We start from the raw sequence: 23,946 nt of genomic DNA, 5'->3' as shown, positions 1-23,946 counted from the left end.
GACGGGCCGGTATGAGGCTGGCCAGTCGTCAATGAAATCGGAGTATTTGGGAGGAAAAAATGAACTTTCGATTTAAATCCACCGCCGCTGTTGGCTTGGCACTGACGATCCTTGGATCGCCGGCCTTTGCCGACATGAATGCGGCGCTCGCCTTTCTGGATTCAGAAATTGGCGAAATGTCGGCACTGAGCCGTGCAGAGCAAGAAGCAGAGATGCAATGGTTCGTTGACGCGGCAGCGCCGTATCAGGGTATGGAAATCAACGTCGTTTCTGAAACGATTGCGACCCATGTTTACGAATCCGAAGTTCTGGCAAAAGCATTTGAAGAAATTACCGGCATCAAGGTCACTCATGACCTGATCGGTGAAGGTGATGTTGTTGAGAAACTTCAGACCCAAATGCAATCAGGTGAAAACATCTATGATGCCTATATCAACGACTCTGACCTGATCGGTACTCACTGGCGCTATCAGCAAGTGCGTAACCTGACCGACTGGATGGCGGGCGAAGGTGCGGGTGTAACCTTGCCAACTCTTGACGTTGATGACTTTATTGGCACCCAGTTCACCACCGGGCCAGATGGCAAGCTTTATCAGCTTCCAGACCAGCAATTCGCGAATCTTTACTGGTTCCGCTATGACTGGTTCACAGATCCGGCAATCATGGCAGACTTCAAAGCCGAATATGGTTACGATCTGGGCGTGCCAGTCAACTGGTCTGCCTATGAGGATATTGCTGCCTTCTTTACGGGGCGCGAGATCAATGGCGAAACCGTCTTTGGCCACATGGATTACGGTAAGAAAGACCCGTCACTTGGCTGGCGCTTTACCGATGCGTGGATGTCCATGGCTGGCATGGGTGACATTGGCGAACCAAACGGCCTGCCGGTTGACGAATGGGGCATTCGTGTAAACGAAAACTCCCAGCCCGTCGGCTCCTGTGTGGCACGCGGCGGGGCGACAAACTCCCCGGCAGCCGTTTATGCGATTGAAAGCTACACGAACTGGCTGACAAACTACGCGCCACCTGCTGCTGCTGGTATGGTGTTCTCTGAAGCTGGCCCAGTGCCATCACAGGGTGCAATTGCCCAGCAAATGTTCTGGTACACTGCGTTCACCGCGAGCCTTGTTGGCGAAGGTGCCGAGGCTGTCCTGAACGATGATGGTTCACCCCGTTGGCGGATGGCCCCATCCCCGCATGGGTCGTACTGGGAAGAGGGTATGAAAGTTGGCTATCAGGATGCGGGTTCCTGGACGCTGATGAAATCTACCCCGGTTGATCGCGCACAGGCTGCGTGGCTCTATGCTCAGTTCGTGGTGTCAAAAACTGTGGACGTGAAAAAAGCGCACACGGGTCTGACGTTCATTCGTGAATCCACCATTAACCATGACAGCTTTACCGAACGTGCACCTAACCTTGGCGGTCTGATTGAATTCTATCGGTCGCCTGCACGTGTTGCTTGGTCACCAACTGGCACCAACGTTCCTGATTATCCAAAGCTCGCGCAGCTTTGGTGGCAGAACATTGGCGACGCGTCTTCAGGCGCTAAAACAGCACAGGAAGCACTGGATTCACTCTGCTCAGAACAAGAGCGCGTGTTGTCACGGCTTGAGCGTTCCGGCGTTCAGGGCGACCTTGGCCCGGTGCTGAATGATGAGGTTGATCCTGCCGAATGGCTGGCAAAGCCTGGTTCGCCAAAAGCGCGTCTGGAAAACGAGCGTGAAACCCCGGTTACGATTGGCTACGATGAACTGATCGCATCCTGGAACTAAAAATGAAGGCCGGGGCGTGAAAAAATGCCCCGGCCTACCTTTTCTTTGTGCAGAGAATATTGTCTTCTGCGCCGATAAGTTTGTTTTGTTGTGAAACGGTTACGCCTCGGTGTGATCGTGCGTACATTTTGGCATTAGAAAAAAGTACAGCGACATGAGCTACATCTTCGCAATTGATCAGGGAACGACATCCAGCCGCGCCATTCTGTTTGACGCGAAGATGAAAATCGTCTCGGTTGCCCAGAAAGAATTTCCACAATATTACCCTGCTTCGGGGTGGGTAGAGCATGACCCGTCAGATATTTGGAATACGACAATTGAGACCTGCCGCGACGCAATAGAACGCGCGAAGATTTCCGCATCAGACATAGCTGCAATCGGTATTACCAATCAGCGCGAAACAACGCTTGTCTGGGACCGCACAACAGGCCAACCCATTCACAATGCAATTGTCTGGCAAGACCGGCGTACCGCCGATATGTGCCACGCGTTGCGTGCTGACGGGCATGAGCTGATGGTGACGGAAAAGACCGGACTTTTGCTCGACCCGTATTTTTCGGGCACAAAGCTGAAATGGATATTGGATAATGTCGACGGCGCCCGGAACCGTGCGGCAAAAGGTGAATTGCTGTTTGGCACCGTCGACAGCTTCTTGATCTGGAAGCTGACCGGGGGCAATTCACATGTGACCGATGCGACAAATGCCGCGCGCACCCTGCTTTATGATATTCGCAAAGGAAGGTGGAGCAGCAGTATTTGCGCGTTGCTCGATATTCCAATGGCGATGCTGCCAGAGGTTAAGGATTGCGCAGCCGATTTCGGAACGACACAGGCCGATCTTCTAGGGGCCGGAATTTCGATACTCGGAGTGGCCGGGGACCAACAAGCCGCTACCGTAGGACAAGCATGTTTTAAGCCGGGCATGATGAAATCCACCTACGGAACCGGGTGTTTTGCATTGCTGAACACCGGTGACACGCCTGTTGTCTCAAACAATCGCTTGCTGACGACAATTGCGTATCAGCTTGACGGGAAGCCAACCTATGCTTTGGAAGGCTCAATCTTTATTGCTGGGGCGGTCGTTCAATGGCTGCGCGATGGCTTGCAGATAATTGAAAATGCAAAAGAAACTCAAAAGTTAGCTGAATCTGCCGATGACTCGCAATCTGTAATTCTGGTTCCCGCGTTTACCGGATTGGGCGCGCCTTATTGGAATGCGGAATGTCGCGGTGCGGTTTATGGCCTGACACGAAACTCCGGCCCGGCAGAATTTGCACGCGCAGCGCTTGAAAGCGTTGGGTTTCAGACCCGCGACTTACTTGAGGCTATGACCGCTGATTGGCATGGCAGCGGTTCCGCCGAGCTGCGTGTTGACGGTGGGATGAGCGCGAACAACTGGGCTATGCAATTCCTTTCGGACATCATAGGCGCGGCGGTTGATCGCCCAGAGGTGCTCGAGACAACGGCACTTGGTGCAGCGTGGCTCGCAGGTATGCGTGCAGGAATTTATCCGGACAAGGAAGGATTCTCAGAAACATGGGCGCTTGAGCGGCAGTTTCACCCGGCTATGAATGACGATGTGCGAGAAACGAAATATGCGGCATGGAAACGTGCAGTCAATGCAACGTTGAGCGTTTGACGATGTCCGAGGGTACTCAGCCATTCTCATTCTCAACCGCAGGAAAAATTCTGTTTGGGTCCGGGCAATCGAAACACGCCGCAAATCTGATTACAGCGTTTGGTTCAACCGTAATGGTCGTTCATGGCGCTTCGCATTCGCGGACCGAATGGCTGTTGAATGACATATTAGAACAGGGTGGTGACGTGAGTTGTCTTTCCTGCCCGGACGAGCCTTCGTTAATGCTGCTTGAAACCGCAGTTGATGTTGCGCGCGCTATTAAGCCAGATGTCATCGTTTCGGTAGGCGGCGGGTCAGCGATTGATCTTGGCAAAGCTGTCGCGGCCTTGATGCCAGCGATGGGGCAGGCGATTGATTATCTGGAAGTCGTTGGCGCAGGGAAAAAGCTCGACAGCCAACCACTTCCATTTGTCGCGATCCCAACAACAGCGGGCACCGGTGCGGAAGTAACGAAAAATGCTGTGATCAGTGTCTTGCAGAAAAAACGTAAAGTAAGCCTGCGGGATGACAGGATGATGGCGGATATCGCGATCATCGACCCACGCCTGACCGATGGTTTGCCCCGGGGCATAACTCTTTCAGCCGGACTGGACGCTGTCACTCAGGTGATAGAGCCCTACATAAGTTGTAAGGCGACGCCATTGTCAGATGCGCTGTGCAAGCCCGCGATCCCACGCGGCCTCGCAGCACTTGGGCGGTTGATGGAGGGTGAAGATGCCGACGCGCGCGATGAAATCGCCTGGGTAAGTCTTTGTGGTGGCTTGGCGCTCGCAAATTCGGGCCTTGGTGCGGTCCACGGATTTGCAGGCGTAATCGGCGGCCACTGCGGGGCACCGCATGGCGCGATTTGCGGCGCTCTTTTACCACATGTTTTGCGCTGTAATGCCAAAGCTTCGATCGATCAGTCACGCTACGCCGCGCGCATTTCAGAAGTCTACGAGAGTATTTCTAATTTTACTGGCGCGCAGGAGTCAGATGTTGCCTTGAAGTTGTTTGAGGTATGGATTCACCAAAACGGCTTGTCACGTCTGTCTGACATGGGCGTTCAGCCGGCGGATCACGGTGAAATTGTCGAGGCAGCACAGGCGTCTTCCTCGATGAAAGGAAACCCAGTTGCACTTTCTAGCGAGGAACTTTTGGGTGTTCTCGCCTCGGCGGGGTAACAACGGAAGTTTTCTTAGATGCGTCACGCGCCGGGTTTCAGCGCGTGTTTTTCCTGTCTTCAATAATGAGGTCGCTGTCTTTTTCACCAATCATGATTGCGGGCGCATTTGCGTTGCCGGAAACGATTTCTGGCATGATCGAACAATCAGCAACACGCAAACCAGTGATCTCATGGACACAAAGTCGAGCGTCCACAACGCTGTCGCCGGTTGTCCCCATCTTGCATGTGCCCGTCGGATGGTAAATTGACGAAGAATAGTTGCGCGCCCAATCCAGTGTGCAGTCATCGTCATCGATATCGAGTTCCGATGTTGGCCGGAATTCTTCTGATATTTTTAAGGCGAGCGGGGCAAGCCGTGCAATTTTTTGGCCCAATGGAGCTGCCAGCTATTACGATGCGAAGCGCTCAGATCACGGGAATTCTTGCCCCATTTATCGCGTTTTCGGTTGTGATGCAGCAAATCCTGTCAATACTTGGTGCACAACAAACCATTGGTGATTTTGTGACCTCTATGGGCGGCTACTATGCGGTTCTGTTCACATCCATGGCAATTGTGTTTGTCTGTGGCATGGTATTGGAGAGCTTGCCGGTAACGATTATTCTTGCTCCAATCCTTGCGCCAATCGCAGCTTCGGTCGGTGTCGAGCCTGTGCAACCCGCAGTTATTTTCCTAGTTGGTGCATCTATTGGGTTTATCACGCCGCCTTACGGTCTGAACCTTTATGTTGCGTCCGGGGTGACGGGTGTGCAGTACTTCCGGCTATTACGTTACACGGTGCCTTACCTTGTCGCTCTCATTTCGGTGTGGATCATTGTCGCGTTGGTGCCTGCGCTATCGACAATACTCTTACCCGCACGATAAAGAGGGGGTGAGACAGCAACCGACTGGGATGAACGATGGTGATGGACGCTACGGCCGAGGATAAAAACAGTATCCCAACCAATCTGCGCCCATTGCTGGTTCTTGAGGCTATTGCAACTGCAGGCGTCCCTGTAACGCCGACCGAGGTGAATGAGGGGCTTGGGTTACCAAAGCCAACAATTCACCGCTTGTTTGCAACGTTAGAGGACGAAGGCTTTATCCAGCGCGAAATTGATGGGCGTGGTTATACACCCGGTCTTAGAATGCGAACCCTTTCTACTGGAATACTTTCTTCGCTAAGGGTGCGTACGGCGCGCATCGCAATTCTGTCGCGCCTTGCAGAGGAAATAGGCGAGACCTGCAACATCGCATTGCCTGATCGTGATGCGATGATCTATCTCGACCGGATCGAAACCAAATGGCCGCTTCGAATCCAGTTGCCAGTTGGTACACGCGTACCGTTTTACTGCACGGCAAGCGGCAAACTTTACCTGAGTTCACTGGATGACAGGCATCTTGAAAGCTATCTGAACGCAACAACAATGACTGCGCACACAGAACAAACCCTCACTTCGCCTCAGGCTCTTCACCAGGAAATTTCCCAGATACGCAAGCAGGGCTTTTCAACTGACAATGAAGAATTCATGGACGACATGATTGCCGTTGCTGTGCCGATCGTTGAATCAAACGGGCGTTTGCTTTCAACCCTGTCGTTCCATGCCCCCGTACAGCGTTTGCCCCTTGATCAGGCTGTTTCGTTTTTACCGGTTATGCGCACCGCTGCAGCCGAGCTGTCGAACCTCATTTCGACAGATTAGCTCTTTGGGGCGCAGGATCGCCCTGCCTGATTGGCTAAAACAGAGTCTGGCACGTGAGTGTTACACGCACCGAAACACACGTCTCACGAGATAGATCGACTGAAATCCGCGGGCTTCGCCGGTGATATCCAGTAAGCGACCCGACCTGCCGCCGGATCGCCGTAAAACGCGGCGCTTGAGCAACATTTGCGCTTCAGCGCCTGCAGCCCGGCGAGCAACGCATTAGAAAAGTGTGATCAACGAAAAAATACGATGCTTCAGGTTGTTGCTTACTGAAATTCAGTTAAGGAGTAGTAGTAACCAGGCCGACTCACCTGCAAACAAGACAATCGGATTGATATGCGAAAAATTCTGTTCCTCGCGACAGCTTTGTTAACCTTACAGACTTTTCAAAGTGTGAGTGCCCAACAAGCGCCCCCTCCAGTTACCGTGGCGAAACCGGTTGTGAAGACAATTGTCGAACACGATGAATTCGTTGGCCGTTTCGATGCGCTTGAAAGAGTGGAAGTACGCTCACGCGTTACCGGTTATCTGGACAGCGTTCATTTCAAAGATGGTACATTGGTCGAGGCCGGGGAACTGCTGTTTTCCATTGATAAACGCGAGTTTCAGACGGCCCTGCTTCAGGCAGAGGCACAAATCGACATCGCTGAGGCTTCTTTTGATTTCAGCAAAGGGCAACTCTCCCGTGCCGAGTCACTGATCCAGAACGGCAATATTTCTCAGAGTGTTGTGGATGAGCGTCGCGAGAGACATCTTGAGGCCCGAGGCAACCTTGAACAAGCGAAAGCCGCTCTGGAGCGTGCGCAGATTGACTACGATTATGCGGAAATCCGGGCGCCAATTTCGGGACGCATCGACCAGAAACTTCTGGATGTGGGAAACTTGGTAAATGCGAATGCGACAATTCTGACCACCATCGTTTCGCATGATCCCATCTATTTTTTCTTTGATATCGATGAACGGTATTATCTGTCTTACGCAAGGGACGCCCGCACGCGCGGGACTACGCTGCAAGAAGGCGGCGGCGGATTGGAAGTTGTAGTTACGCTGTCCGATGAAAGTATTCCGCCCATCTCCGGGCACCTGGATTTTTCTGAAAATCGGATTGATCCTGCAACTGGTACAATGCGCATCCGCGCCGTTCTGGGCAATGCAGAAGGTGTATTGACCCCGGGCCTTTTCGGGCGTGTGAGCGTGCCGGGATCATTACCCTACGAGGGTATTCTTGTGCCTGACAATGCTATTGTTGCCGACCAGAATCGCCGACTGGTGATGATGGTTGATGAAGCAGGCAACGTCAGCCCAAGACCTGTTCTGCCCGGGCCGAAAGTGGATGGGTACCGTGTAATCCGTGAAGGGCTGACTGGCAGTGAAACCATTGTTGTTTCAGGCATTGTCCGCGCCCGCCCCGGCGCTGTGGTGACACCGGAGCTGGTCGTGCTTCCGCCAGTGGCCGGTCAATAAGATGGGTAGTTTCTTCGTTGATCGCCCAATATTTGCGATCGTTATCTCGGTTGTTCTGACGATACTTGGTGGCATTGCGTACACGCAGTTGCCTGTCGCGCAATATCCGCAGATCGCGCCACCTTCGATTGTGGTGCGCGCGAATTATCCCGGCGCAGATGCTGCGACGGTGGCGGCAACCGTGGCGACCCCGCTTGAGCAGGAAATCAACGGCATCGAGGGGATGCTCTATCTGTCCTCTTTTGCGACGTCTGACGGCTCGATGAGTCTTACCATCACCTTCAAGCAGGGGACCGATCTGGATACCGCGCAGGTGCTGGTTCAAAACCGGGTTTCGATTGCCGAACCCAGGCTTCCGCGCGAGGTACGTGATCTGGGTGTGACAACAACGAAAAGCTCGCCAGATCTGATGATGGTGGTGCATATGCTGTCGCCGGATAACAGTTTTGACCAGCTTTATGTGTCAAATTATGCGCGGTCCCGGGTACGTGACCTGCTTGTGCGGTTAGACGGTGTGGGCGATTTATTGCTTTTTGGAGAGCGTGAATTTTCGGCTCGCGTTTGGCTGGATCCTGAAAAACTGTCGACCTTGGGACTGACTGCCGGAGATGTTGTTGCCGCGCTGCGTGAACAGAACGTTCAGGTGTCTGGCGGTTCTCTGGGTAGCCCGCCCAATGAAGGGGGCACCGCCTTTCAGGTAACCATTACAACCGAAGGCCGACTGGAAACGCCAGAAGAATTTGGCAGGGTGATCGTGCGCTCGACGGACGCCGGGCGTATCGTCAGGGTGCGCGACGTCGCAAGAGTGGAAATTGGTGCCAAAAGCTACACCACGAATTCCTATCTGAACAACAACCCTGCTGTGGCGCTTGGTGTTTTCCAGCGCCCGGGCTCCAATGCTTTGGCGACCGCAGAAGAAGTCCTGCAAGTTATGGAAGAACTTTCCAAAGACTTCCCACCCGGACTGGAATATCAGGTTGTCTACAATCCGACAGAATTTATCGAAACGTCGATCAACGAAGTCTATAAAACGATCTTTGAAGCTATCCTGCTGGTTGTTGCAGTTATTGTCGTGTTTCTACAAAACTGGCGCACGGCGATCATTCCGCTGTTGGCAATCCCGGTGTCGCTTGTCGGCACCTTTGCCTTCATGCTTGTCCTGGGGTTTTCGCTGAACCTGCTGACTTTATTCGGTCTAATCCTCGCGATCGGCATCGTTGTGGATGATGCGATCGTCGTGGTTGAGAATGTCGAACGTAATATCGCCGACGGCCTGTCGCCACGCGACGCTGCGGCGATAACGATGAAGGAAGTTTCGGGCGCCATTATCGGCACATCTCTGGTACTGATTGCGGTCTTTGTTCCGACGATTATGGTGCCTGGAATTACCGGGCAGTTCTACACTCAATTTGCGGTAACGATTTCCATCGCAACAGTGATATCGACCCTCAATTCACTTAGCCTGTCACCTGCCCTCTCTGCAATTTTATTGCGCTCCCACGATACCAGCGCGCCCACCAATCCCATCAGCCGTTTCCTGTCCCTGCTGGGTGCGGGCTTTAACAGCGCATTCGCGAAAGTGACGCGCCGGTTCGAGGCAACCGTTGCCATGTTGGTCAGCAGTTGGCGCGGACTCTCTGCTTCTTTGTTGGTCTTCGTCGCGTTGTTGGCGGGGACCATCTATATGTCTCAGAAAGTGCCGACCGGGTTTATTCCGGACGCGGATCAGGGCTATGCAATTGTGGTTGTGCAGCTACCGGACGGCGCTTCGCTCGAAAGAACCGATGCCATCATGCGGCAGGCTTCAGATATAGCATTGGATACACCGGGCGTTGCCAATGCCGTTGCATTTGCTGGGTTTTCAGGGGCAACATTTACCAATGCATCCAATCAGGGCGTGATTTTCACACCCTTCGACAGCTTTGAAGACCGTGCCATTAGTGGGCTGTCCTCCGGGCAAATTGTCGGGTCGTTGTTTGGACGAATGCAGTCGCTCCGCGAGGCGTTTATCATCGCAATACAACCCCCTTCAGTGCGCGGCGTCGGCAATGGTGGCGGCTTCAAATTGCAACTCAAAGATAGCGAGGAAGCGGACATCAGCAGGGTCTTGGGCGCCGCCTATGCGATTATGGGAGCATCGCAGACCTCTGACAAAGTCACAGGTGTTTTCACGACATTTTCCGCGAATAGCCCACAAACCTATTTAGATATTGACCGGGTGCGGGCGCAAATCCTCAACGTGCCGATAGGCAACATATTTGAAACGCTGGCGATTAACCTTGGCTCGGCTTATGTGAACGATTTCAATGCTTACGGTCGTTTGTTTCAGGTGCGTGCCCAGGCAGATGAACAATTCCGCCTAGAGCAATCCGATATCGCCGCTTTGAAGGTTCGCTCTGCAACCGGCGCGCTCATCCCACTGGGCACGTTGGTCAGTTTCCGCGAAACTGCAGGGCCTATTCTGATCCAAAGGTATAACCAACAGGTATCTGTCCCTATTCAAGGCTCTGCCGCTGCCGGGGTTGCAACTGGTGATGCGCTGTTGGCGATTGAGGCGATGGCCGACCAAATCGTTCCTCCGGGCGTAAGCTATGAGTGGACAGAGCTTGCCTTGCAAGAACGCAACCAGGGGAATACCGCTGTTTACGTCTTTGCACTGTCTATCGTCCTAGCTTTCCTCTTTCTGGCCGCTCTTTACGAAAGCTGGGTTTTGCCCTTTGCTATTATTCTGATTGTGCCGTTGTCTATGTTGTCCGCGTTGATTGGCGTCAGCTACCGTCAGATGGACAATAACATTTTGACACAGGTCGGCTTGATCGTCTTGATCGGGCTTGCGGCGAAAAACGCAATTTTGATTGTGGAATTCGCCAAACAGGCACAAGCTGAAAAGGGAATGGGTCCGGTCGAGGCTGTGTTGGAAGCCAGCCGCCTGCGCCTGCGTCCAATTCTGATGACTGCCTTTGCTTTCATCCTGGGTGTCGTGCCTTTGCTGATCGCGACGGGCCCTGGTGCGGAAATGCGCCAAACCTTGGGAACCGCTGTATTCTCGGGCATGTTGGGTGTGACACTGTTGGGCTTGTTTCTGACACCGGTCTTTTATGTCGTGCTTCAGCGGATGTTTGGACACCGCAAGGCGCGTAGATCCTAGATCGAAGGTCAGGCACCTTCACACCCAGTGTTTAAGCTTTGACTGCACAACAGATTTTTTCGAAGGTTGCGGTCTGAAAAAGTCTTCTTCGTTTTAGTCGTCGTTTGTTGAAAATAGCGCGTTGCCGCGCGAATTGTTCAATGCATTTTTTAGAAGATTTGGACTATGCCGCCGTTATTAGTCGTCCAGAAATCAGCTCGTGCCCGGGTCATCATTCGCTAATATTCGCTGCCAAGTGCCAAACGAATGGTCCGGGTTGTGGTTTCAACGGGTCGACGCAACACTTTAATCTTTTTTGAAAGATGGAGATGTGCGAACGATCTGAATTTTTGGCCTTCAATGTGAAGCCAAACGTGTTTGGCGGATTTTTCAGCAGAGCAGGCAATGGTCGTTGAAGAGTTCATCGGTTTCTGTTGCCAGCGGCATCCCATTCCAGTTTGTTTCACGTTTCTATTTGCTCCGCATTGCAATGAATCTGGGCACAGGTTTTCCGAGATAAAAGCTAACTGAACTGCTTCGCATGATCGGATCAAATCCGAATGCTTAGAAATACAGGGCCAGTCGTTGAGGCAAAGACCCACGTTAACCATCCAACGGCACAGCGTAAACAGGTAGAAATCAGCCGCTGTCGGGCCGTTTACGTTCAAAAATGCGTACCGCGAAAGCTGATCTTCAATCACTGACAACCTTTTTCTCAAGTGGTTTAGCCCCGGTTTTGAAAAATCTACCGGTGTATCTGGGCGAAAAAGCGGGCTGAAACTCTTGTGAACTCCTAAATCTGAACGAAACTTAGAGCCATATGTTACGGAGTGTTGGAGCGTGGTTCGAAGGGATGCGGTGTTCTAGGCCAATGTCGCGTAACAGGTGATCCGGTAAACGAGCAATTGCTCGGCGATCTTTTACGCAGTGCCAACGTTCCGCCCACCAGTTCAATATTTGTACGACCCCATGTCGAGTTGCGTACCGCCTATCTCCATAATTTGCTTGCTTGATCGACGTCATTGATCTGTTCCTTTCAATGAAAAGGGTTGCGGTTTTTTGGAATTGGCAATGCGGTACACGGATTGAACTTCATCGGACGAGGCCATTCGCGACGCTATGCTGGTTGCAATACGTTTTGCGCTTATTCCGGCCGCATGAAAGAAGCCCTGGAAGATCACGCCGTAACCGGTGAACCAGAGTCCGGGATTGTGAACATCCGCTTGACCCATTGGGTGCAAAGGATAGCCCTTGCTATCCAGCGCCCCAAGATTTCCAAATAATTCATCAAGACCGGGCCGATAGCCAGTGGCGCAGATCACTACATCCGGAAAGATCTCGCGTCCGTTAGACAACTCAACAGCAGTCGGCGAAAAGCCTACGGTTTCCTCGACCGCTTCAAAGCGTCCAGCCTTGAGCGCAGCTACAAATCCATCGTCCAATGCGAATGTCACACCATCTTTGATCATTCGTGTGCCACCACCCAAAGAATGTCGGCGCAGTCCGTAGCGGCGCAAGTTGCCAAAGAACAACCGCTGCATGATCACAAAAATTGGATCCAGCGACCATTTGGGTAAACACGCGAACAGGTTTGCAAGACGGTGAAGCGGAAATCCGAGAACTCCTGCTGGCAAGATCGCCGGGCCGTGTCGTACAGACACCCAAACCTGCGCGGGATTGCTGCGCGACAGGTGATTCAGGACATCCGTACCGGAGTTTCCCGCACCGATAACCAGCACTTTTTTACCATCATATTCAAGCGGATCAGCAAAATCGGCGGCGTGGATAACTTTTCCGCCAAATTCGTTCATGCCCGGCCAAACCGGGATGTCCTTCAACTTTTCCCGTCCGGTTGCTACGATCAGATACGCACAGTGATAATCGCCCTTGTTCGTTTCTATGTGCCAGATGTCACCTTCGCGCTGCACAGCGAGAACACGCGTCTCGAAATGGACCTGAGCATCCAAATTATCTGCATATTCGACCAGATACTCTACAACTGAATCCTTGCGCAGGAAGGTATCGTTGTTGCGGATAGTCCGGTGACCTGGAAGACGGGCAAAGTGTCGGTGGATATTCAGGCGAAGTTTCGGGTGACGCGCACGCCAAGGTGCGGCGACACGGTCTGATGCCTCCAGAATGGTGACCGGGATACCGCGCGCACGCAGTTCCTTGGCCACAGCAAGGCCAGAAAGACCCGCGCCGATCACGATCGCGTTTTCCGATTGGTTCGGTTTCATTGTGAAAATCCTTAAAAAGAGCACCTAGTGGCGGGCGAGGAAATAAGCGTTGATCGGATCGTGCGGCAGACGGCAGGTCTCGATCTGCCCAAAACCTGCGATGGCGAGGAATTCCTGAGCCGTCTCAATACCCCACATTGCGCCAAGCCCCGGACCACCTTGGCCGATCGATACCGGTGTGCAATGCATGAGGGACAGGGTGTAGAGGAGCGGCGAAAACGGGTTGTCGATGTTTGTCGCCAGATCGCGAGAGCCACCAATATCCTGCATCAGGAAAACCCCGTCCTGCGCCAGTGAGTTGAACACAAGGCTCAACAGGCCCTGGGGGTCCTTCTGGTCGTGGACCGCGTCGAAGGCGGTGATAAGATTAAATTTTCCAAGCGAAGCAACCTGCGACAAATCCTGGGCGCGGAAGGTCAAATTCGACAGATTCAGCCGCGCCGCCGTAATTTGCGTTTCGGCAAATGCATCTTCGCAAAGATCGATCCCGGTAAAGCGGCTGGCGGGGAACGTCATGGCCAGGTGCATCATCGCGCGACCAGCACCGCAGCCCACATCAAGAACATCGACACCGCGTTCCAGTTGCTCAACTAATCCGGGTACAAGCGGTAGAATGTGATCCGTCAGGGCCGCCACAACAAGTTGCCCGCTGTCTTCCGCCATTACTTCGTGAAACCGGCCGTAATCGTGATAATGCGTGCCCGCACCATCGCGAAACCTAGCGACCATTTCCTCCTCAATGGATGCAATCACGCCAATGAACTGGCAGGTGACCGCCATGTTATCCGGACTTGCAGAGCGGGTCAGGAAGGCCGCGTGTTCAGCTGGCAACGTATAGGTTTTGGTTTGCGGCGTGTACTCAACCACGCCCGACGTCACCATGACCCCCAGCCATTCGCGAACATAACGTTCAGCCAACCCAGCTTTTTCGGCCAGCTCCTGAGACGTTGCGTTCGGCATGGCAGCAAAGACGTCAAACAGGTTGGTGCGGTGGCCAAGCGAGGTCATCAAGGCAAGTGCGGCCCCGTTCAGCGCGCCAACCAGATGGGTTGCAAAGGCTTCCGCTTTCGCGTCGTCAAAGGCGATTGTAGATTGTTCGTTCATTGTCGTTCTCCGGCATCTAGCCAACAGGTTGGTTTACTTTCTGCGCTGGTATTGCCGGACTCTTTCGAGTCATGATATGCTCTAAAACGATTGAAACGGTGAAAATCGGACACTTCATGACGATGACAAAACCCGCTTGCCGTACAGCTGTGGTGACGATGCCCTGCGCCGGCACTTCGACGGTCTTCTGTATTCTTGACGCTCTGGCGTCCGTCGGGCGCGACTGGGAAATGCTGCACGGAACGCAACCTAAGCCACCAGTTTTCGATGCAGCGCTGCTCTCAATAGATGGAGAGAGCTACATCGACATCAACGGACGGCGGATCACCCCGGATGGTACGCTAAAGGGCTTTGGTCAACCCGACTTGATCATTGTTCCTGATCTGCATTTTGATCCCAGTGCGCCGCTTCCAGAGGAATTTGCACAGATTATTCCCTGGCTCGTTAATGCGCATTCTAACGGCGCAATGATTACATCGGTCTGTTCTGGCGCGTTGTTGCTTGCGGCAGCCGGTCTATTGAACGGCCTGGACGCCACAAGCCATTGGGGTTTTTGCGACGTGATTGCTCGGCGTTTTCCCGAAATCAGAGTGCGGCGGGAAAGAATTCTTGTTCCAGCCGGCGAAGGACACCGGATTGTGACGGCGGGCGGCGCATCGGCATGGGGCGATTTGGTGCTCTATCTGGTTGGACGTATTGCGGGTCAGGAAGAAGCACGACGCATAGCGAAGATTTACTTGCTGCAACCACACAGCGAAGGGCAGTTGCACTATGCCTCGCTCGTTGCAGGCGCCCAGCACGAGGATGGGTTGATCGCAGAGGCGCAGATTTGGGCCGCAGACAATTACGCGCTGGCGACGCCGGTTGCCGCAATGGCTGGCCGTTGCGGCTTGACTGAGCGTAGCTTGTTGCGTCGGTTTCGTAAGTCGACGGGGCAAACGCCGGTCGAGTATATTCAGACGCTGAGGATCGAAGAAGCTAAGCAAATGCTGGAGACGACAGACATGCCGATCGAAGAGATTGCAGCAGAGGTTGGCTATACTGAAACATCAAGTTTTCGGAATGCATTCCGCCGATACGTTGGAATGCCGGCTTCTACATATCGCAAGAAACGGCTGTCGCCGATTTCAACCTCTCCCTACAAAGTGGTTTCCACGGGATAGTCAGATCTTGCATTCGTGATACAAAAGCTCAGCCAAAATCCTGCAATTTCTGCATAGATATTGGCATAGGGTCGAACCTGAAACCTTCCTGTACTGGAAGGTTTGTCGAAATTTTAAATATAGTTACCATATGATTAGGTAGTTTTACGGAATTCCCTTAGCTGATCACATTTTTTTGATTGGTGAACCTTCACCTAAGGCGAACTTAAAGGGTTGCCAAGGGATTGAACTATGTTATCGAAAAGGATGGAACGCAAACGCAAGCCAGTTTGGGCAGTGATTTTACTCTATGCGTTGGTCTTTATGATCTCGCTGAGTGGCCCGATATCTGCGAGTGTTGATCATTCGGAACACTGTGGTGGCAGCCAAACGCTTGCTTCGGTTGTCGTTGTGAATGACCAATCCCATTCTCACGAAGTATCAGCAACCGACACTCGAGATGAAGAAGCGAGGGCTCCATTTGAAGCTCCTTCAACCTGTATGCCTCATATTTGCTCCGCTGTTGAAACCAGAGCCTTCTGCAGCCCCGTCCTTCTAGGACCCATCGTAGCTTCCGTTTTCATTGAGCCGGATGAAACAGTTCTCTTAGAAACGGTTTACGGCCTCCACCGTCCTCCAAACACCTGATCCAACCGGTTTTCCGGCAAACTTCCTGCTGACACGGCCTTTCGGGTTTGTCGGTATCGAAAACTTGCAAATGATCAGGAATTTTTATGCGATCTCTTATTCTAGCGGCAGTGCCGTTTACCATCCTATCGGCTTGCGCCGTGCCGGATACCGCTCTCAGCAACCCTTTTTCCGGGCCTGATGATCCGAGCATTGGAATTCGTACTGTCACTGCCCCAAGCGGCGTGGCGGGGTATACGCCACGCACCCCTTCCGGACCTGCACCTTGGCGTCAGTCAAATGACGAACAATCCCCCGCTCACGGAGGGTCGAACTGATGCGCATGTCGATTGTTAAACTCACAGGTGTTGCAAGCTTTGCCTTTCTATCCGCTTGCGCGTCTCCTGAACTGACTGCCCAGTATTCCAGTCAGCGAGCAGGCTTTGCCTCAGTTTCGGAAGGGATAAATGCCTTAACCGGCCAAGACGCAGTCTGGATTCAAAACGCAGCAGAGGCCAAAGCGAACGCCGCGCGTGTTCACAATCTCGTTCACCAAAAAACCATAAGTGCTGACACGGCTGTTCAGGTTGCCATCCTGAACAACAAGGGGCTTCAGGCTGCTTATGCAGAGCTTGGTCTTTCCGCCGCCGATATCTGGCAACAAACACTGCAACCTAATCCTACAGTGTCGATTGGCGTTCTGGGCATCGGAGCAGATGGGCTTGGTGGATTTCGATCTGTTGAAGCAACGATTGCCAACAATCTGCTTTCACTATTCACGCGTGACAGCAGAGCAGGCATAAATGAGATCCGCTTCCGTCAGGCACAACAACGCGCAGCTCTGGAAACTCTGCGTGTCGCGGGCGAAGCGCGTAACGCATGGATTAACGCTGTTGCGGCATTTGAAGCAGGCGGTTTGATCCGGCAGGCACAGGAAACCGCAAACGCATCCTCAGAACTCGCGGCTCGTTTGGGCGAAACTGGTGCGTTAAACATAGCTGGGCAAGCACGAGAACATGTCTTCTATGCGGAACTGACGGGTCAACGTGCACAAGCAACGCTTGCTGCAAGGCTCGCCAAGGAGGCTTTGACTAGGCAACTGGGGCTCTGGGGAACCGAGGTCGACTACTATGTTCCCAATGCCCTGCCAGCGCTCCCGCGCTCTGTCTCTCGACGGCCCAATATCGAAGCTGAAGCACTGAAAAACCGGATTGATCTGTCAATTGCCCGGCTCGAACTTGAGGCGGTTGCAAAGGAACAAGGTCTTACCGAGGCAACACGGTTCGTTACCGATCTGGAAATCATTGTTGGGGTCGAGTCAGAACGCGAACTGGATGCTGGCGATCGGGTAACCGAAACAACGCCGCAGGTCGAACTGGAGTTTGCCATACCAATTTTCGATAGCGGTAAAGCACGCCTTCGCAGAGCCGAAATGATCTATATGCGCGCGGCGAACCTGTTAGCTCAGAATGCGGTAAATGTACGCTCGGAGGCGCGTTCCGCCTATCTGGCTTACACGTCGACGCATCAGATTGCGCAACACTATCGCGACGCTGTTTTACCGCTTCGCCGCACGATCGAGGAAGAAGCGTTGCTTAGCTATAACGGCATGATCACCAACACTTTTGAACTGCTGGCTGACACGCGTGCGCGGTTGAATAGCAACATCACAGAAGCATCTGCACGTCGTGGATTCTGGTCGGCTAACGCAAACCTTGCTGCTGCGGTCTACGGCGGTGGCGGCTCTACTTCAGTAGGCGGAACAGCAACAGGAAGTGACGTTGCCGGTGGCAGCGGTGCAGGACATTGAGCAAAGGATTAGAACCATGAACAGACGTCAGTTACTTGGCGCCGGTGCAGCGCTCGTCACAACCAGCGCCTGGGGTCAAACCTCGAATATGGGCTTGCCCGAGGCCGCGATTATGGAAAGCGCGGCAACGCAAACCCCAATACGGCCAACATCTGGCCCTGATTACACCCCTGTCGTCACGCTCAACGGCTGGACACTGCCATATCGCATGAATGGTAATGTAAAAGAGTTTCATCTTGTCGCGGAGCCTGTCGAACGTGAACTGGCCGAGGGAACAACGGCGTTCCTCTGGGGCTACAACGGTCAGTCTACAGGTCCAACCATTGAGGCGGTTGAAGGAGACCGGGTTCGCATCTTTGTCACTAACAAGCTGCCGGAACACACCACCGTGCATTGGCATGGGATTATCCTTCCGTCCGGAATGGACGGTGTTGGCGGACTAAGCCATCCGGGAATCCCGCCCGGCAAGACCTATGTCTATGAGTTCGATCTCACAAAAAGTGGAACATTCATGTACCACCCACATGCCGATGAAATGGTGCAGATGGCGATGGGGATGATGGGTCTGTTCATCGTGCATCCGCGTGATCCGTCTTTCATGCCAGTGGATCGGGATTTTGCTTTCCTTATGAATGCGTTCGACATCGCCCCCGGCACCTATATTCCGCGTATCATGACGATGACCGACTTCAATCTCTGGACATGGAACAGCCGGATTTTCCCGGACATTGACCCGTTGGTCGTAAACAAGGGTGACAGGGTGCGCGTGCGCGTCGGAAACCTGACAATGACAAATCACCCGATCCACATGCACGGCTATGATTTTGAAGTCACCTGTACCGATGGCGGTTGGGTGCCACCTGGCGCCCGTTGGCCCGAAGTGACAATTGATATTCCGGTCGGCGGGATGCGGGCGTACGAATTTGATGCCATGCACGAAGGTGACTGGGCCATACATTGCCATAAATCGCACCACACGATGAATGCGATGGGCCATGATGTTCCCACCTTCATCGGTGCCAATAAGTCTGAATTGACGCGCATGATCCGCCAGCAGCAACCTGAATACATGCCGATGGGTACCGCCGGCATGGCTGACATGGCCATGATGGAAATGCCGCTCCCAGACAATACCGTACCCATGATGACAGGATGGGGGCCGCATGGACCTATCGAAATGGGTGGCATGTTCTCGGTCGTAAAAGTCCGGGAAGGCATCGGAGCCGACGATTACTCGGATCCCGGTTGGTACGAAAACCCCCCTGGCACTCAAGCCTATGAGTGGACAGGCGAATTGCCGGAAATCACTTCGAATGACAGCCCTAAAACCCAACTTTCGCCGCGCCCGGAGGGCAACGCGAAAGGTTAACCCACCCCGGCAACGTCCGGATTACAAAAGGAAGAGCAGATGAAACAGATTTTACTGGCAAGTGCGATGGTACTGAGCGGCAGCGCAGTTCTGGCAGGCGGGTCCCACAGCGACGGCCATGGTCACGGCGACATGATGACGGATGGTGATGCAGATCATCACGCCGAAATGATGGAGATTGGTCGGCCAAGTGACCCCGAGAATGTCACGCGCGTGATCGAGATCAAGATGATGGAAACCGAAGACGGGGACATGATTTTTGAACCGTCGGTTCTTGAAATCACCCAAGGTGAAACCATCAAGTTTGCCATCGAAAACATCGGCGAGCAGGAGCATGAATTTGTGATGGACACGATGGCTTCTGTTGCTGAACACAAAGCGTTGATGGAAGAATTTCCGTTTATGGAACATGATGACCCCAACGCTGTCCGCCTGCTTCCGGGTGAAAAGGCCGAGATCATCTGGTCTTTCGTTAACGACGGCGGCTTTGAATTTGCGTGCCTCATACCCGGTCACTACGAATCCGGCATGCATGGTCCGCTCGCTGTGATTAAAAACCCGGATTCGTGAAACGCAGCCCCAACAAGGCTTAGGAATTAAAGGAAATCGATATGATCAATGTAAAAACACTCGCTCTCTCGGCGGCAATATTCGCAGCGTCGATTTTGACCGCTTCTGCAGAAACTTTCACCAGTGGGGTCGTTAAGAAAATCGATCCAGAGGCGGGTAAAGTCACAATCATCCATGAAGAACTTGTGGATCTGGGAATGCCAGCGATGACGATGGTTTTCCGCTTGGCCGACCCAGAGATGTTAGACGTTATGAGCGAAGGGCAGGAAATTGAATTTCTGGCAGATCGAATTGAGGGAAAGCTAACAGTCACTGAATTTCGATAGTGAAAGCCAACGAGGCCGCTTAGGTGGCCTCGTTCAAAAAAGTTTGGTCGAACGATTGCGTCAAGACCAACTGGCATGAAATGGCACCCGACCGAGAGAAGGAACAAGTCAATGAAATTTAAAATAGCTTTGGCGGTCGCACTGATTGCTGTTGCAGTAATTGCGTACAACAATTTACGAATGCCCAATCACGACACCATGCCAATGACGGCTGCAGCGAGCGGTGCGCCAATGGTTGAAGTTAAACTTCCGGTGCTAACCGGTAACGAAATTCTGGGTGAAACAGCGTACAACGCGAAATGCGCATCTTGTCATGGCACCAACGCCGCAGGCAAAGAAGGGGATGGACCTCCGCTGATTCATAAGATTTATGAACCGAGCCATCATGGCGATTTTGCAATCCAAAGTGCTATTGAAAACGGTGCATCCGGGCACCATTGGCCGTTCGGCAACATGGCCCCCGTTGAGGGGCTGACACAGGGGGAGATCAAGAACATAATCGAATACATTCGCGCACTTCAGCGCGGGAACGGTATTCAATAGTGAACGAGATTATTAATATGGTGCTGTGCCGCTATTGCAGCATCAAAAAATGCGCGCCAAATTTGTTCAGCTCCAAATTGATCCACCTAGTCTGGAACACGAAACGTTTCCGAGCGCGTAGCCATCAAAGGATGCGTTGAAGTCCAATGCGGATTTCAGGAAACTACGGAAGCCTTTGTGCAGTTCTTCTAGCATGAGGGTGTTGGTGACTTTGGGGGAGAGCATCCGGGACGCCGTGTAGCTCCCTCGCCACCTGCGGTATGCGGGTTCGAAGGGAGATGCGGACGTCTTATGGCTTTCTGTCGGGATGCAGGTGCTTTGGAATAGGTCAACGGACGTAAAATATGCCGTGTCTTGATTGGCTTAGATACGCAGCGTTATGCATGATCTGTGCCTCACCTTAATGGCGCACCAGAACATCACGACCTCTAAGTCATTGGTTTTGTGGAAAATGTTGGTGGTCGCAGTCTGCGTCGAACCCGTCTCAGGTGGAATTCTCTGATTACAGGGAATTTACAGGGAAATTTTCCGATTACGACGTGATATCGGCACGATCTGAAGAATTGGCTCCTGATATTGGGCGTGTTTACAAAGCGTTAGTGCCCAATTCCCTGTTTTCGAGTTATCAGGGAATTTTCGCCTTTTGATCACGGAAATTCCCGACGAGTTCAGGGAAGGTCCTTGACGTTTCTGGGAACTTGCCGGCTGCCAGATCGGCGAGGCTGGGCTCGTTGCCGGACGGGCTACGTATTGGCCAGCGAACGCGACTTCTCGTTCCATCTTGTGAACTAGAATGTTCCTTCTATGTTCTCGTTGGGCGATTCTACTAGTGAAGCAGTATCGGTCCGCACGGACAACCTGCCCAAAGGCGCCCTCCGGTAAGGACAGCCCCTGGCAAGCAGGTTCCGGGCGCGGATAATTCGCCAGGACAAGTCGTCGCCGACGAAGCCGCGTCACTCTTAAGCCGGGACCCGGTAAGCCCGTGCTCCGATAGGACCACGGCAACTTTCAATCGACATAGAAAGCCAGTTTGGCGACGAAGAACGCGAGGTTTTTTTAGACCCGCCAAAAAAAGGAGCAAGCAAATGACTTGCCTTATCGAGCATATCGCGATCCGCGATCTCAACCCCTGGGCGCGGAATGCCCGGACCCATTCGAAGAAACAAGTTCGCCAGATTGCGGACAGCATCGAGACCTTCGGATTCACCAACCCGGCACTGATTGATGAACGGCGAACAATCCTTGCGGGTCATGGTCGTATTGAAGGGGCGAAGCTTCTTGGCATAACCAAAGTGCCGTGCCTTCGGCTTGACTACATGAGTGAAGAGGAGAAACGGGCCTATGTGCTGGCGGACAACAAATTGGCCCTCAATGCTGGCTGGGATGAGGATCTGCTGGCTGTGGAGCTTGGGGCGCTCATGTCGGCTGATCTCGAGTTTGATGTATCGGTGACCGGTTTTTCCATCCCTGAGATCGATGGATTGCTGGAAACCGTGGCGCCGGAGGAACCGGGCGTTCCTGACGATGATGTTGTTCCGAAACTGGCGCTGGCACGAGTGCAACTGGGTGACATCTGGCAGCTGGGCCGGCATCGCCTGGCCTGTGGTGATGCGCTTGAAGCGGATGTGATCTTTTCGCTGATGAATGGTGAAGATGCCCGGATGGTGTTCAGCGATCCACCCTACAATGTGCCAATTGATGGCCATGTCGGCAACTCCGGCAAGATCCAGCACCGCGAATTTGCCATGGCATCAGGTGAGATGAGCCAGCAGGAGTTCACCGCCTTCCTGGAAACAGCATTCCGCAATCTCGCCAAGCACAGCGTCGATGGTTCGATCCACTTCCTCTGCATGGACTGGCGTCACATGTGCGAGATGCTGACTGCGGGGCAGGGGGCCTATGACGAGATGAAGAACCTGATCGTCTGGGCCAAGGACAATGGCGGTATGGGCACGTTCTATCGCTCCCGCCACGAGCTAATCTTCGTGTTCAAGCAGGGCAGGGCGCCGCATATCAACAATTTTGAGCTTGGCCAGCAAGGGCGCTACCGCACCAATGTCTGGGAGTATCGCGGGGTGGACAGCCGGCACGCTGGGCGCATGGAAGAACTGGCCCTGCACCCGACAGTGAAGCCGGTTCAGATGATTGCGGAAGCGATCCGGGATGTATCGGGTCGGGGCGACATCGTGCTCGATATCTTCGGCGGTTCGGGATCAACGCTGATCGCGGCGGAAAAAACCGGCCAGCGCGGGTATCTCTGCGAGCTCGACCCGATCTATTGCGGCCGCATTCTGGCGCATTTGGAAGCCTACGCGAAAGATGAGGCCGAGCAGACGGTCTGCGGCTGGCCGCAAGAGATGCAGGTTCGGGAGGCCGCGGAATGAGTGATCGTGAAGGCAAGATTGGTGCGGGCCTCACGGCAACGACCGGCTACGACGTTGGTTATGGCAAGCCCCCAGCGCACGGCCGGTTCAAGCCCGGTCAGTCGGGTAATCCACGTGGGCGCCCAAAAGGCGCAAAGAACAAACGGCCCAGGCTCAATGAAGAGCGCCTCAAGGACATCATTCTCGACGAGGCCTATCGCGAGATTACGGTGCGCGACGGGGATCGGAATATCGCCGTGCCGATGGCGCAGACCGTGATCCGAGCGATGTCGGTAAAGGCCGCCAAGGGCGATCACCGTTCGCAGCGTCTCTTCGCCGAACTTCTGGCCTCGACCGAAAGTGCCAGCAGGATATTGCATGACCGATGGATTGAAGGTGCTACCGAGTACAAGATCGAATGGGAAAAAGAGCTGCGTCGGCGCGAGGCACTGGGAGTTGCTGGCCTTTCTGAACCCTTGCCGCACCCCGACATTTGATCATCGATTACAGATCCGGGACAGCCCGTATCATGGGGCCGATGACAAAAGAGGAAAAGGTTGAATGGGATGATCTGGTGCGTACCAAGAAAGTGCTGGAAGACGGCATTGCCGATTTGAGCGATATACTCGAAGTCGAGGAAGATGAGTCCGAGCGCGCGCGCATTCAACACCACATTCAGCTTGGTCAGGAAAGCCTGGATGCCATCAGAAAGGCCATTCCGGATTGATCGATGGTAGGTGGCGTCCTGAGTGTGGGCAGCGGTTTTTAAAACCGCCGCCTAGCGCCTTTCTTTTGTTGCGGTGACGGGTGTTGAATGCGGGCATTCGGAGGTAAGCAGCGGTGGTCCCGCTCCAAAACAGACCTTCGTAACCTGCGCAGCAAACTAACGCTTTGAACCCAATTTGATCACGATTTTATCGAAAGCCTATTACTGCTGCGAAACCAGTAGGAATACTTTGACACCGAGATTTGCAATGCTTCTATTGAAGCAAGCGCACGGCT

Annotated in this window: 19 protein-coding genes and 2 pseudogenes; 17 read left to right on the top strand and 4 right to left on the bottom strand. The window is 53.4% G+C overall.

Going from position 1 to position 23,946, the window contains the following annotated elements:
- The first annotated feature begins 59 nt into the window (after nt 1-59).
- The 3 genes from J4E70_RS07530 (at nt 60) to J4E70_RS07520 (ending at nt 4,574) form a co-directional block, all read left to right on the top strand.
- The gene (locus tag J4E70_RS07530; RefSeq protein ID WP_213888488.1) at nt 60-1,772 is read left to right on the top strand and encodes an ABC transporter substrate-binding protein; all 1,713 of its coding nucleotides are present in this window, start codon (nt 60-62) and stop codon (nt 1,770-1,772) included.
- Between the two features lie 154 nt (nt 1,773-1,926).
- A complete protein-coding gene (gene glpK, locus J4E70_RS07525; protein ID WP_213888487.1) occupies nt 1,927-3,411 on the top strand; it encodes a glycerol kinase GlpK in 1,485 nt (494 codons plus the stop codon).
- Nucleotides 3,412-3,413: 2 nt separating this feature from the next.
- On the top strand, nt 3,414-4,574 hold the full coding sequence (locus J4E70_RS07520; RefSeq protein ID WP_213888486.1) for an iron-containing alcohol dehydrogenase: 1,161 nt from the start codon (nt 3,414-3,416) through the stop codon (nt 4,572-4,574).
- Between the two features lie 37 nt (nt 4,575-4,611).
- On the opposite strand, the pseudogene J4E70_RS07515 reads toward J4E70_RS07520, so the two are convergent.
- Nucleotides 4,612-4,950, bottom strand: a pseudogene (locus tag J4E70_RS07515) (GMC oxidoreductase); the annotation flags it as partial.
- Nucleotides 4,951-4,952: 2 nt separating this feature from the next.
- Between J4E70_RS07515 and J4E70_RS07510 the strand changes: the two are divergent.
- The 4 genes and pseudogenes from J4E70_RS07510 to J4E70_RS07495 all read left to right on the top strand — a co-directional run.
- Nucleotides 4,953-5,438, top strand: a pseudogene (locus tag J4E70_RS07510) (TRAP transporter large permease subunit); the annotation flags it as partial.
- Nucleotides 5,439-5,479: 41 nt separating this feature from the next.
- Nucleotides 5,480-6,256, top strand: a complete 777-nt coding sequence (locus J4E70_RS07505) for an IclR family transcriptional regulator (protein WP_213888725.1) — start codon at nt 5,480-5,482, stop codon at nt 6,254-6,256.
- A gap of 339 nt (nt 6,257-6,595) precedes the next feature.
- Complete coding sequence (locus J4E70_RS07500) at nt 6,596-7,723, top strand: efflux RND transporter periplasmic adaptor subunit (protein WP_213888485.1); 1,128 nt, start codon at nt 6,596-6,598, stop codon at nt 7,721-7,723.
- Between the two features lies 1 nt (nt 7,724).
- Nucleotides 7,725-10,871 carry an efflux RND transporter permease subunit gene (locus J4E70_RS07495; RefSeq protein WP_213888484.1) on the top strand — a complete coding sequence of 1,049 codons (3,147 nt, stop codon included), beginning with the start codon at nt 7,725-7,727 and terminating at the stop codon, nt 10,869-10,871.
- Between the two features lie 789 nt (nt 10,872-11,660).
- Here the strand turns inward: J4E70_RS07495 and J4E70_RS19685 are convergent.
- Genes J4E70_RS19685 through J4E70_RS07480 form a run of 3 tightly spaced genes read right to left on the bottom strand, consistent with a single transcriptional unit; the run spans nt 11,661 to nt 14,194 of the window.
- The gene (locus tag J4E70_RS19685; RefSeq protein WP_213888483.1) at nt 11,661-11,873 is read right to left on the bottom strand and encodes a YjiS-like domain-containing protein; all 213 of its coding nucleotides are present in this window, start codon (nt 11,871-11,873) and stop codon (nt 11,661-11,663) included.
- Nucleotides 11,870-13,090 (bottom strand): flavin-containing monooxygenase, encoded by a 1,221-nt coding sequence (locus J4E70_RS07485; protein WP_213888482.1) that lies wholly within the window; start codon nt 13,088-13,090, stop codon nt 11,870-11,872. The genes J4E70_RS19685 and J4E70_RS07485 overlap by 4 nt, the downstream gene beginning before the upstream one ends.
- A 24-nt stretch (nt 13,091-13,114) precedes the next feature.
- Nucleotides 13,115-14,194, bottom strand: coding sequence for a class I SAM-dependent methyltransferase (locus tag J4E70_RS07480; RefSeq protein ID WP_213888481.1), 1,080 nt, complete (start codon nt 14,192-14,194; stop codon nt 13,115-13,117).
- Between the two features lie 116 nt (nt 14,195-14,310).
- Between J4E70_RS07480 and J4E70_RS07475 the strand changes: the two genes are divergently transcribed.
- The 10 genes from J4E70_RS07475 to J4E70_RS07430 all read left to right on the top strand — a co-directional run bounded on the left by J4E70_RS07475 (nt 14,311) and on the right by J4E70_RS07430 (nt 23,671).
- Nucleotides 14,311-15,357, top strand: a complete 1,047-nt coding sequence (locus J4E70_RS07475; protein ID WP_246531665.1) for a GlxA family transcriptional regulator — start codon at nt 14,311-14,313, stop codon at nt 15,355-15,357.
- Nucleotides 15,358-16,070: 713 nt separating this feature from the next.
- Complete coding sequence (locus J4E70_RS07470) at nt 16,071-16,301, top strand: hypothetical protein (RefSeq protein ID WP_213888480.1); 231 nt, start codon at nt 16,071-16,073, stop codon at nt 16,299-16,301.
- Between the two features lie 5 nt (nt 16,302-16,306).
- A complete protein-coding gene (locus tag J4E70_RS07465; RefSeq protein WP_213888723.1) occupies nt 16,307-17,773 on the top strand; it encodes a TolC family protein in 1,467 nt (488 codons plus the stop codon).
- A gap of 16 nt (nt 17,774-17,789) precedes the next feature.
- Nucleotides 17,790-19,142, top strand: coding sequence for a multicopper oxidase family protein (locus J4E70_RS07460; RefSeq protein WP_213888479.1), 1,353 nt, complete (start codon nt 17,790-17,792; stop codon nt 19,140-19,142).
- Between the two features lie 39 nt (nt 19,143-19,181).
- Nucleotides 19,182-19,712: a cupredoxin domain-containing protein gene (locus tag J4E70_RS07455; protein ID WP_246531664.1), complete on the top strand. Its 531-nt coding sequence runs from the start codon at nt 19,182-19,184 to the stop codon at nt 19,710-19,712.
- A gap of 41 nt (nt 19,713-19,753) precedes the next feature.
- Nucleotides 19,754-20,038, top strand: coding sequence for a copper-binding protein (locus tag J4E70_RS07450; protein ID WP_213888478.1), 285 nt, complete (start codon nt 19,754-19,756; stop codon nt 20,036-20,038).
- A 111-nt stretch (nt 20,039-20,149) separates the two neighbouring features.
- Nucleotides 20,150-20,581, top strand: a complete 432-nt coding sequence (locus J4E70_RS07445) for a c-type cytochrome (RefSeq protein ID WP_213888477.1) — start codon at nt 20,150-20,152, stop codon at nt 20,579-20,581.
- A 1,085-nt stretch (nt 20,582-21,666) separates the two neighbouring features.
- Nucleotides 21,667-22,965, top strand: a complete 1,299-nt coding sequence (locus J4E70_RS07440; RefSeq protein ID WP_213888476.1) for a site-specific DNA-methyltransferase — start codon at nt 21,667-21,669, stop codon at nt 22,963-22,965.
- Entirely contained in the window at nt 22,962-23,441 is a 480-nt protein-coding gene (locus tag J4E70_RS07435) for a DUF5681 domain-containing protein (protein WP_213888475.1), read from the top strand. Before J4E70_RS07440 ends, J4E70_RS07435 begins: the two co-directional genes overlap by 4 nt.
- Nucleotides 23,442-23,473: 32 nt before the next feature.
- Nucleotides 23,474-23,671 (top strand): hypothetical protein, encoded by a 198-nt coding sequence (locus J4E70_RS07430; protein ID WP_213888474.1) that lies wholly within the window; start codon nt 23,474-23,476, stop codon nt 23,669-23,671.
- The last annotated feature ends 275 nt before the right edge of the window (nt 23,672-23,946 follow it).

Source organism: Pseudohalocynthiibacter aestuariivivens (assembly GCF_018457175.1).
GTDB classification, from domain to species: domain Bacteria; phylum Pseudomonadota; class Alphaproteobacteria; order Rhodobacterales; family Rhodobacteraceae; genus Pseudohalocynthiibacter; species Pseudohalocynthiibacter aestuariivivens.
The sequence above is the reverse complement of the archived record's forward strand: the minus strand, read 5'-3'. Positions and strand labels throughout refer to the sequence as shown.

Excerpts from the sequence above, each read along its gene's own strand:
- J4E70_RS07530 (WP_213888488.1), top strand. The coding sequence starts at position 60 with ATGAACTTTCGATTTAAATCCACCGCCGCTGTTGGCTTGGCACTGACG.
- glpK (WP_213888487.1), top strand. The coding sequence starts at position 1,927 with ATGAGCTACATCTTCGCAATTGATCAGGGAACGACATCCAGCCGCGCC.
- J4E70_RS07520 (WP_213888486.1), top strand. The coding sequence starts at position 3,414 with ATGTCCGAGGGTACTCAGCCATTCTCATTCTCAACCGCAGGAAAAATT.
- J4E70_RS07505 (WP_213888725.1), top strand. The coding sequence starts at position 5,480 with ATGGACGCTACGGCCGAGGATAAAAACAGTATCCCAACCAATCTGCGC.
- J4E70_RS07500 (WP_213888485.1), top strand. The coding sequence starts at position 6,596 with ATGCGAAAAATTCTGTTCCTCGCGACAGCTTTGTTAACCTTACAGACT.
- J4E70_RS07495 (WP_213888484.1), top strand. The coding sequence starts at position 7,725 with ATGGGTAGTTTCTTCGTTGATCGCCCAATATTTGCGATCGTTATCTCG.
- J4E70_RS19685 (WP_213888483.1), bottom strand. The coding sequence starts at position 11,873 with ATGACGTCGATCAAGCAAGCAAATTATGGAGATAGGCGGTACGCAACT.
- J4E70_RS07485 (WP_213888482.1), bottom strand. The coding sequence starts at position 13,090 with ATGAAACCGAACCAATCGGAAAACGCGATCGTGATCGGCGCGGGTCTT.
- J4E70_RS07480 (WP_213888481.1), bottom strand. The coding sequence starts at position 14,194 with ATGAACGAACAATCTACAATCGCCTTTGACGACGCGAAAGCGGAAGCC.
- J4E70_RS07475 (WP_246531665.1), top strand. The coding sequence starts at position 14,311 with ATGACGATGACAAAACCCGCTTGCCGTACAGCTGTGGTGACGATGCCC.
- J4E70_RS07470 (WP_213888480.1), top strand. The coding sequence starts at position 16,071 with ATGCGATCTCTTATTCTAGCGGCAGTGCCGTTTACCATCCTATCGGCT.
- J4E70_RS07465 (WP_213888723.1), top strand. The coding sequence starts at position 16,307 with ATGTCGATTGTTAAACTCACAGGTGTTGCAAGCTTTGCCTTTCTATCC.
- J4E70_RS07460 (WP_213888479.1), top strand. The coding sequence starts at position 17,790 with ATGAACAGACGTCAGTTACTTGGCGCCGGTGCAGCGCTCGTCACAACC.
- J4E70_RS07455 (WP_246531664.1), top strand. The coding sequence starts at position 19,182 with ATGAAACAGATTTTACTGGCAAGTGCGATGGTACTGAGCGGCAGCGCA.
- J4E70_RS07450 (WP_213888478.1), top strand. The coding sequence starts at position 19,754 with ATGATCAATGTAAAAACACTCGCTCTCTCGGCGGCAATATTCGCAGCG.
- J4E70_RS07445 (WP_213888477.1), top strand. The coding sequence starts at position 20,150 with ATGAAATTTAAAATAGCTTTGGCGGTCGCACTGATTGCTGTTGCAGTA.
- J4E70_RS07440 (WP_213888476.1), top strand. The coding sequence starts at position 21,667 with ATGACTTGCCTTATCGAGCATATCGCGATCCGCGATCTCAACCCCTGG.
- J4E70_RS07435 (WP_213888475.1), top strand. The coding sequence starts at position 22,962 with ATGAGTGATCGTGAAGGCAAGATTGGTGCGGGCCTCACGGCAACGACC.
- J4E70_RS07430 (WP_213888474.1), top strand. The coding sequence starts at position 23,474 with ATGGGGCCGATGACAAAAGAGGAAAAGGTTGAATGGGATGATCTGGTG.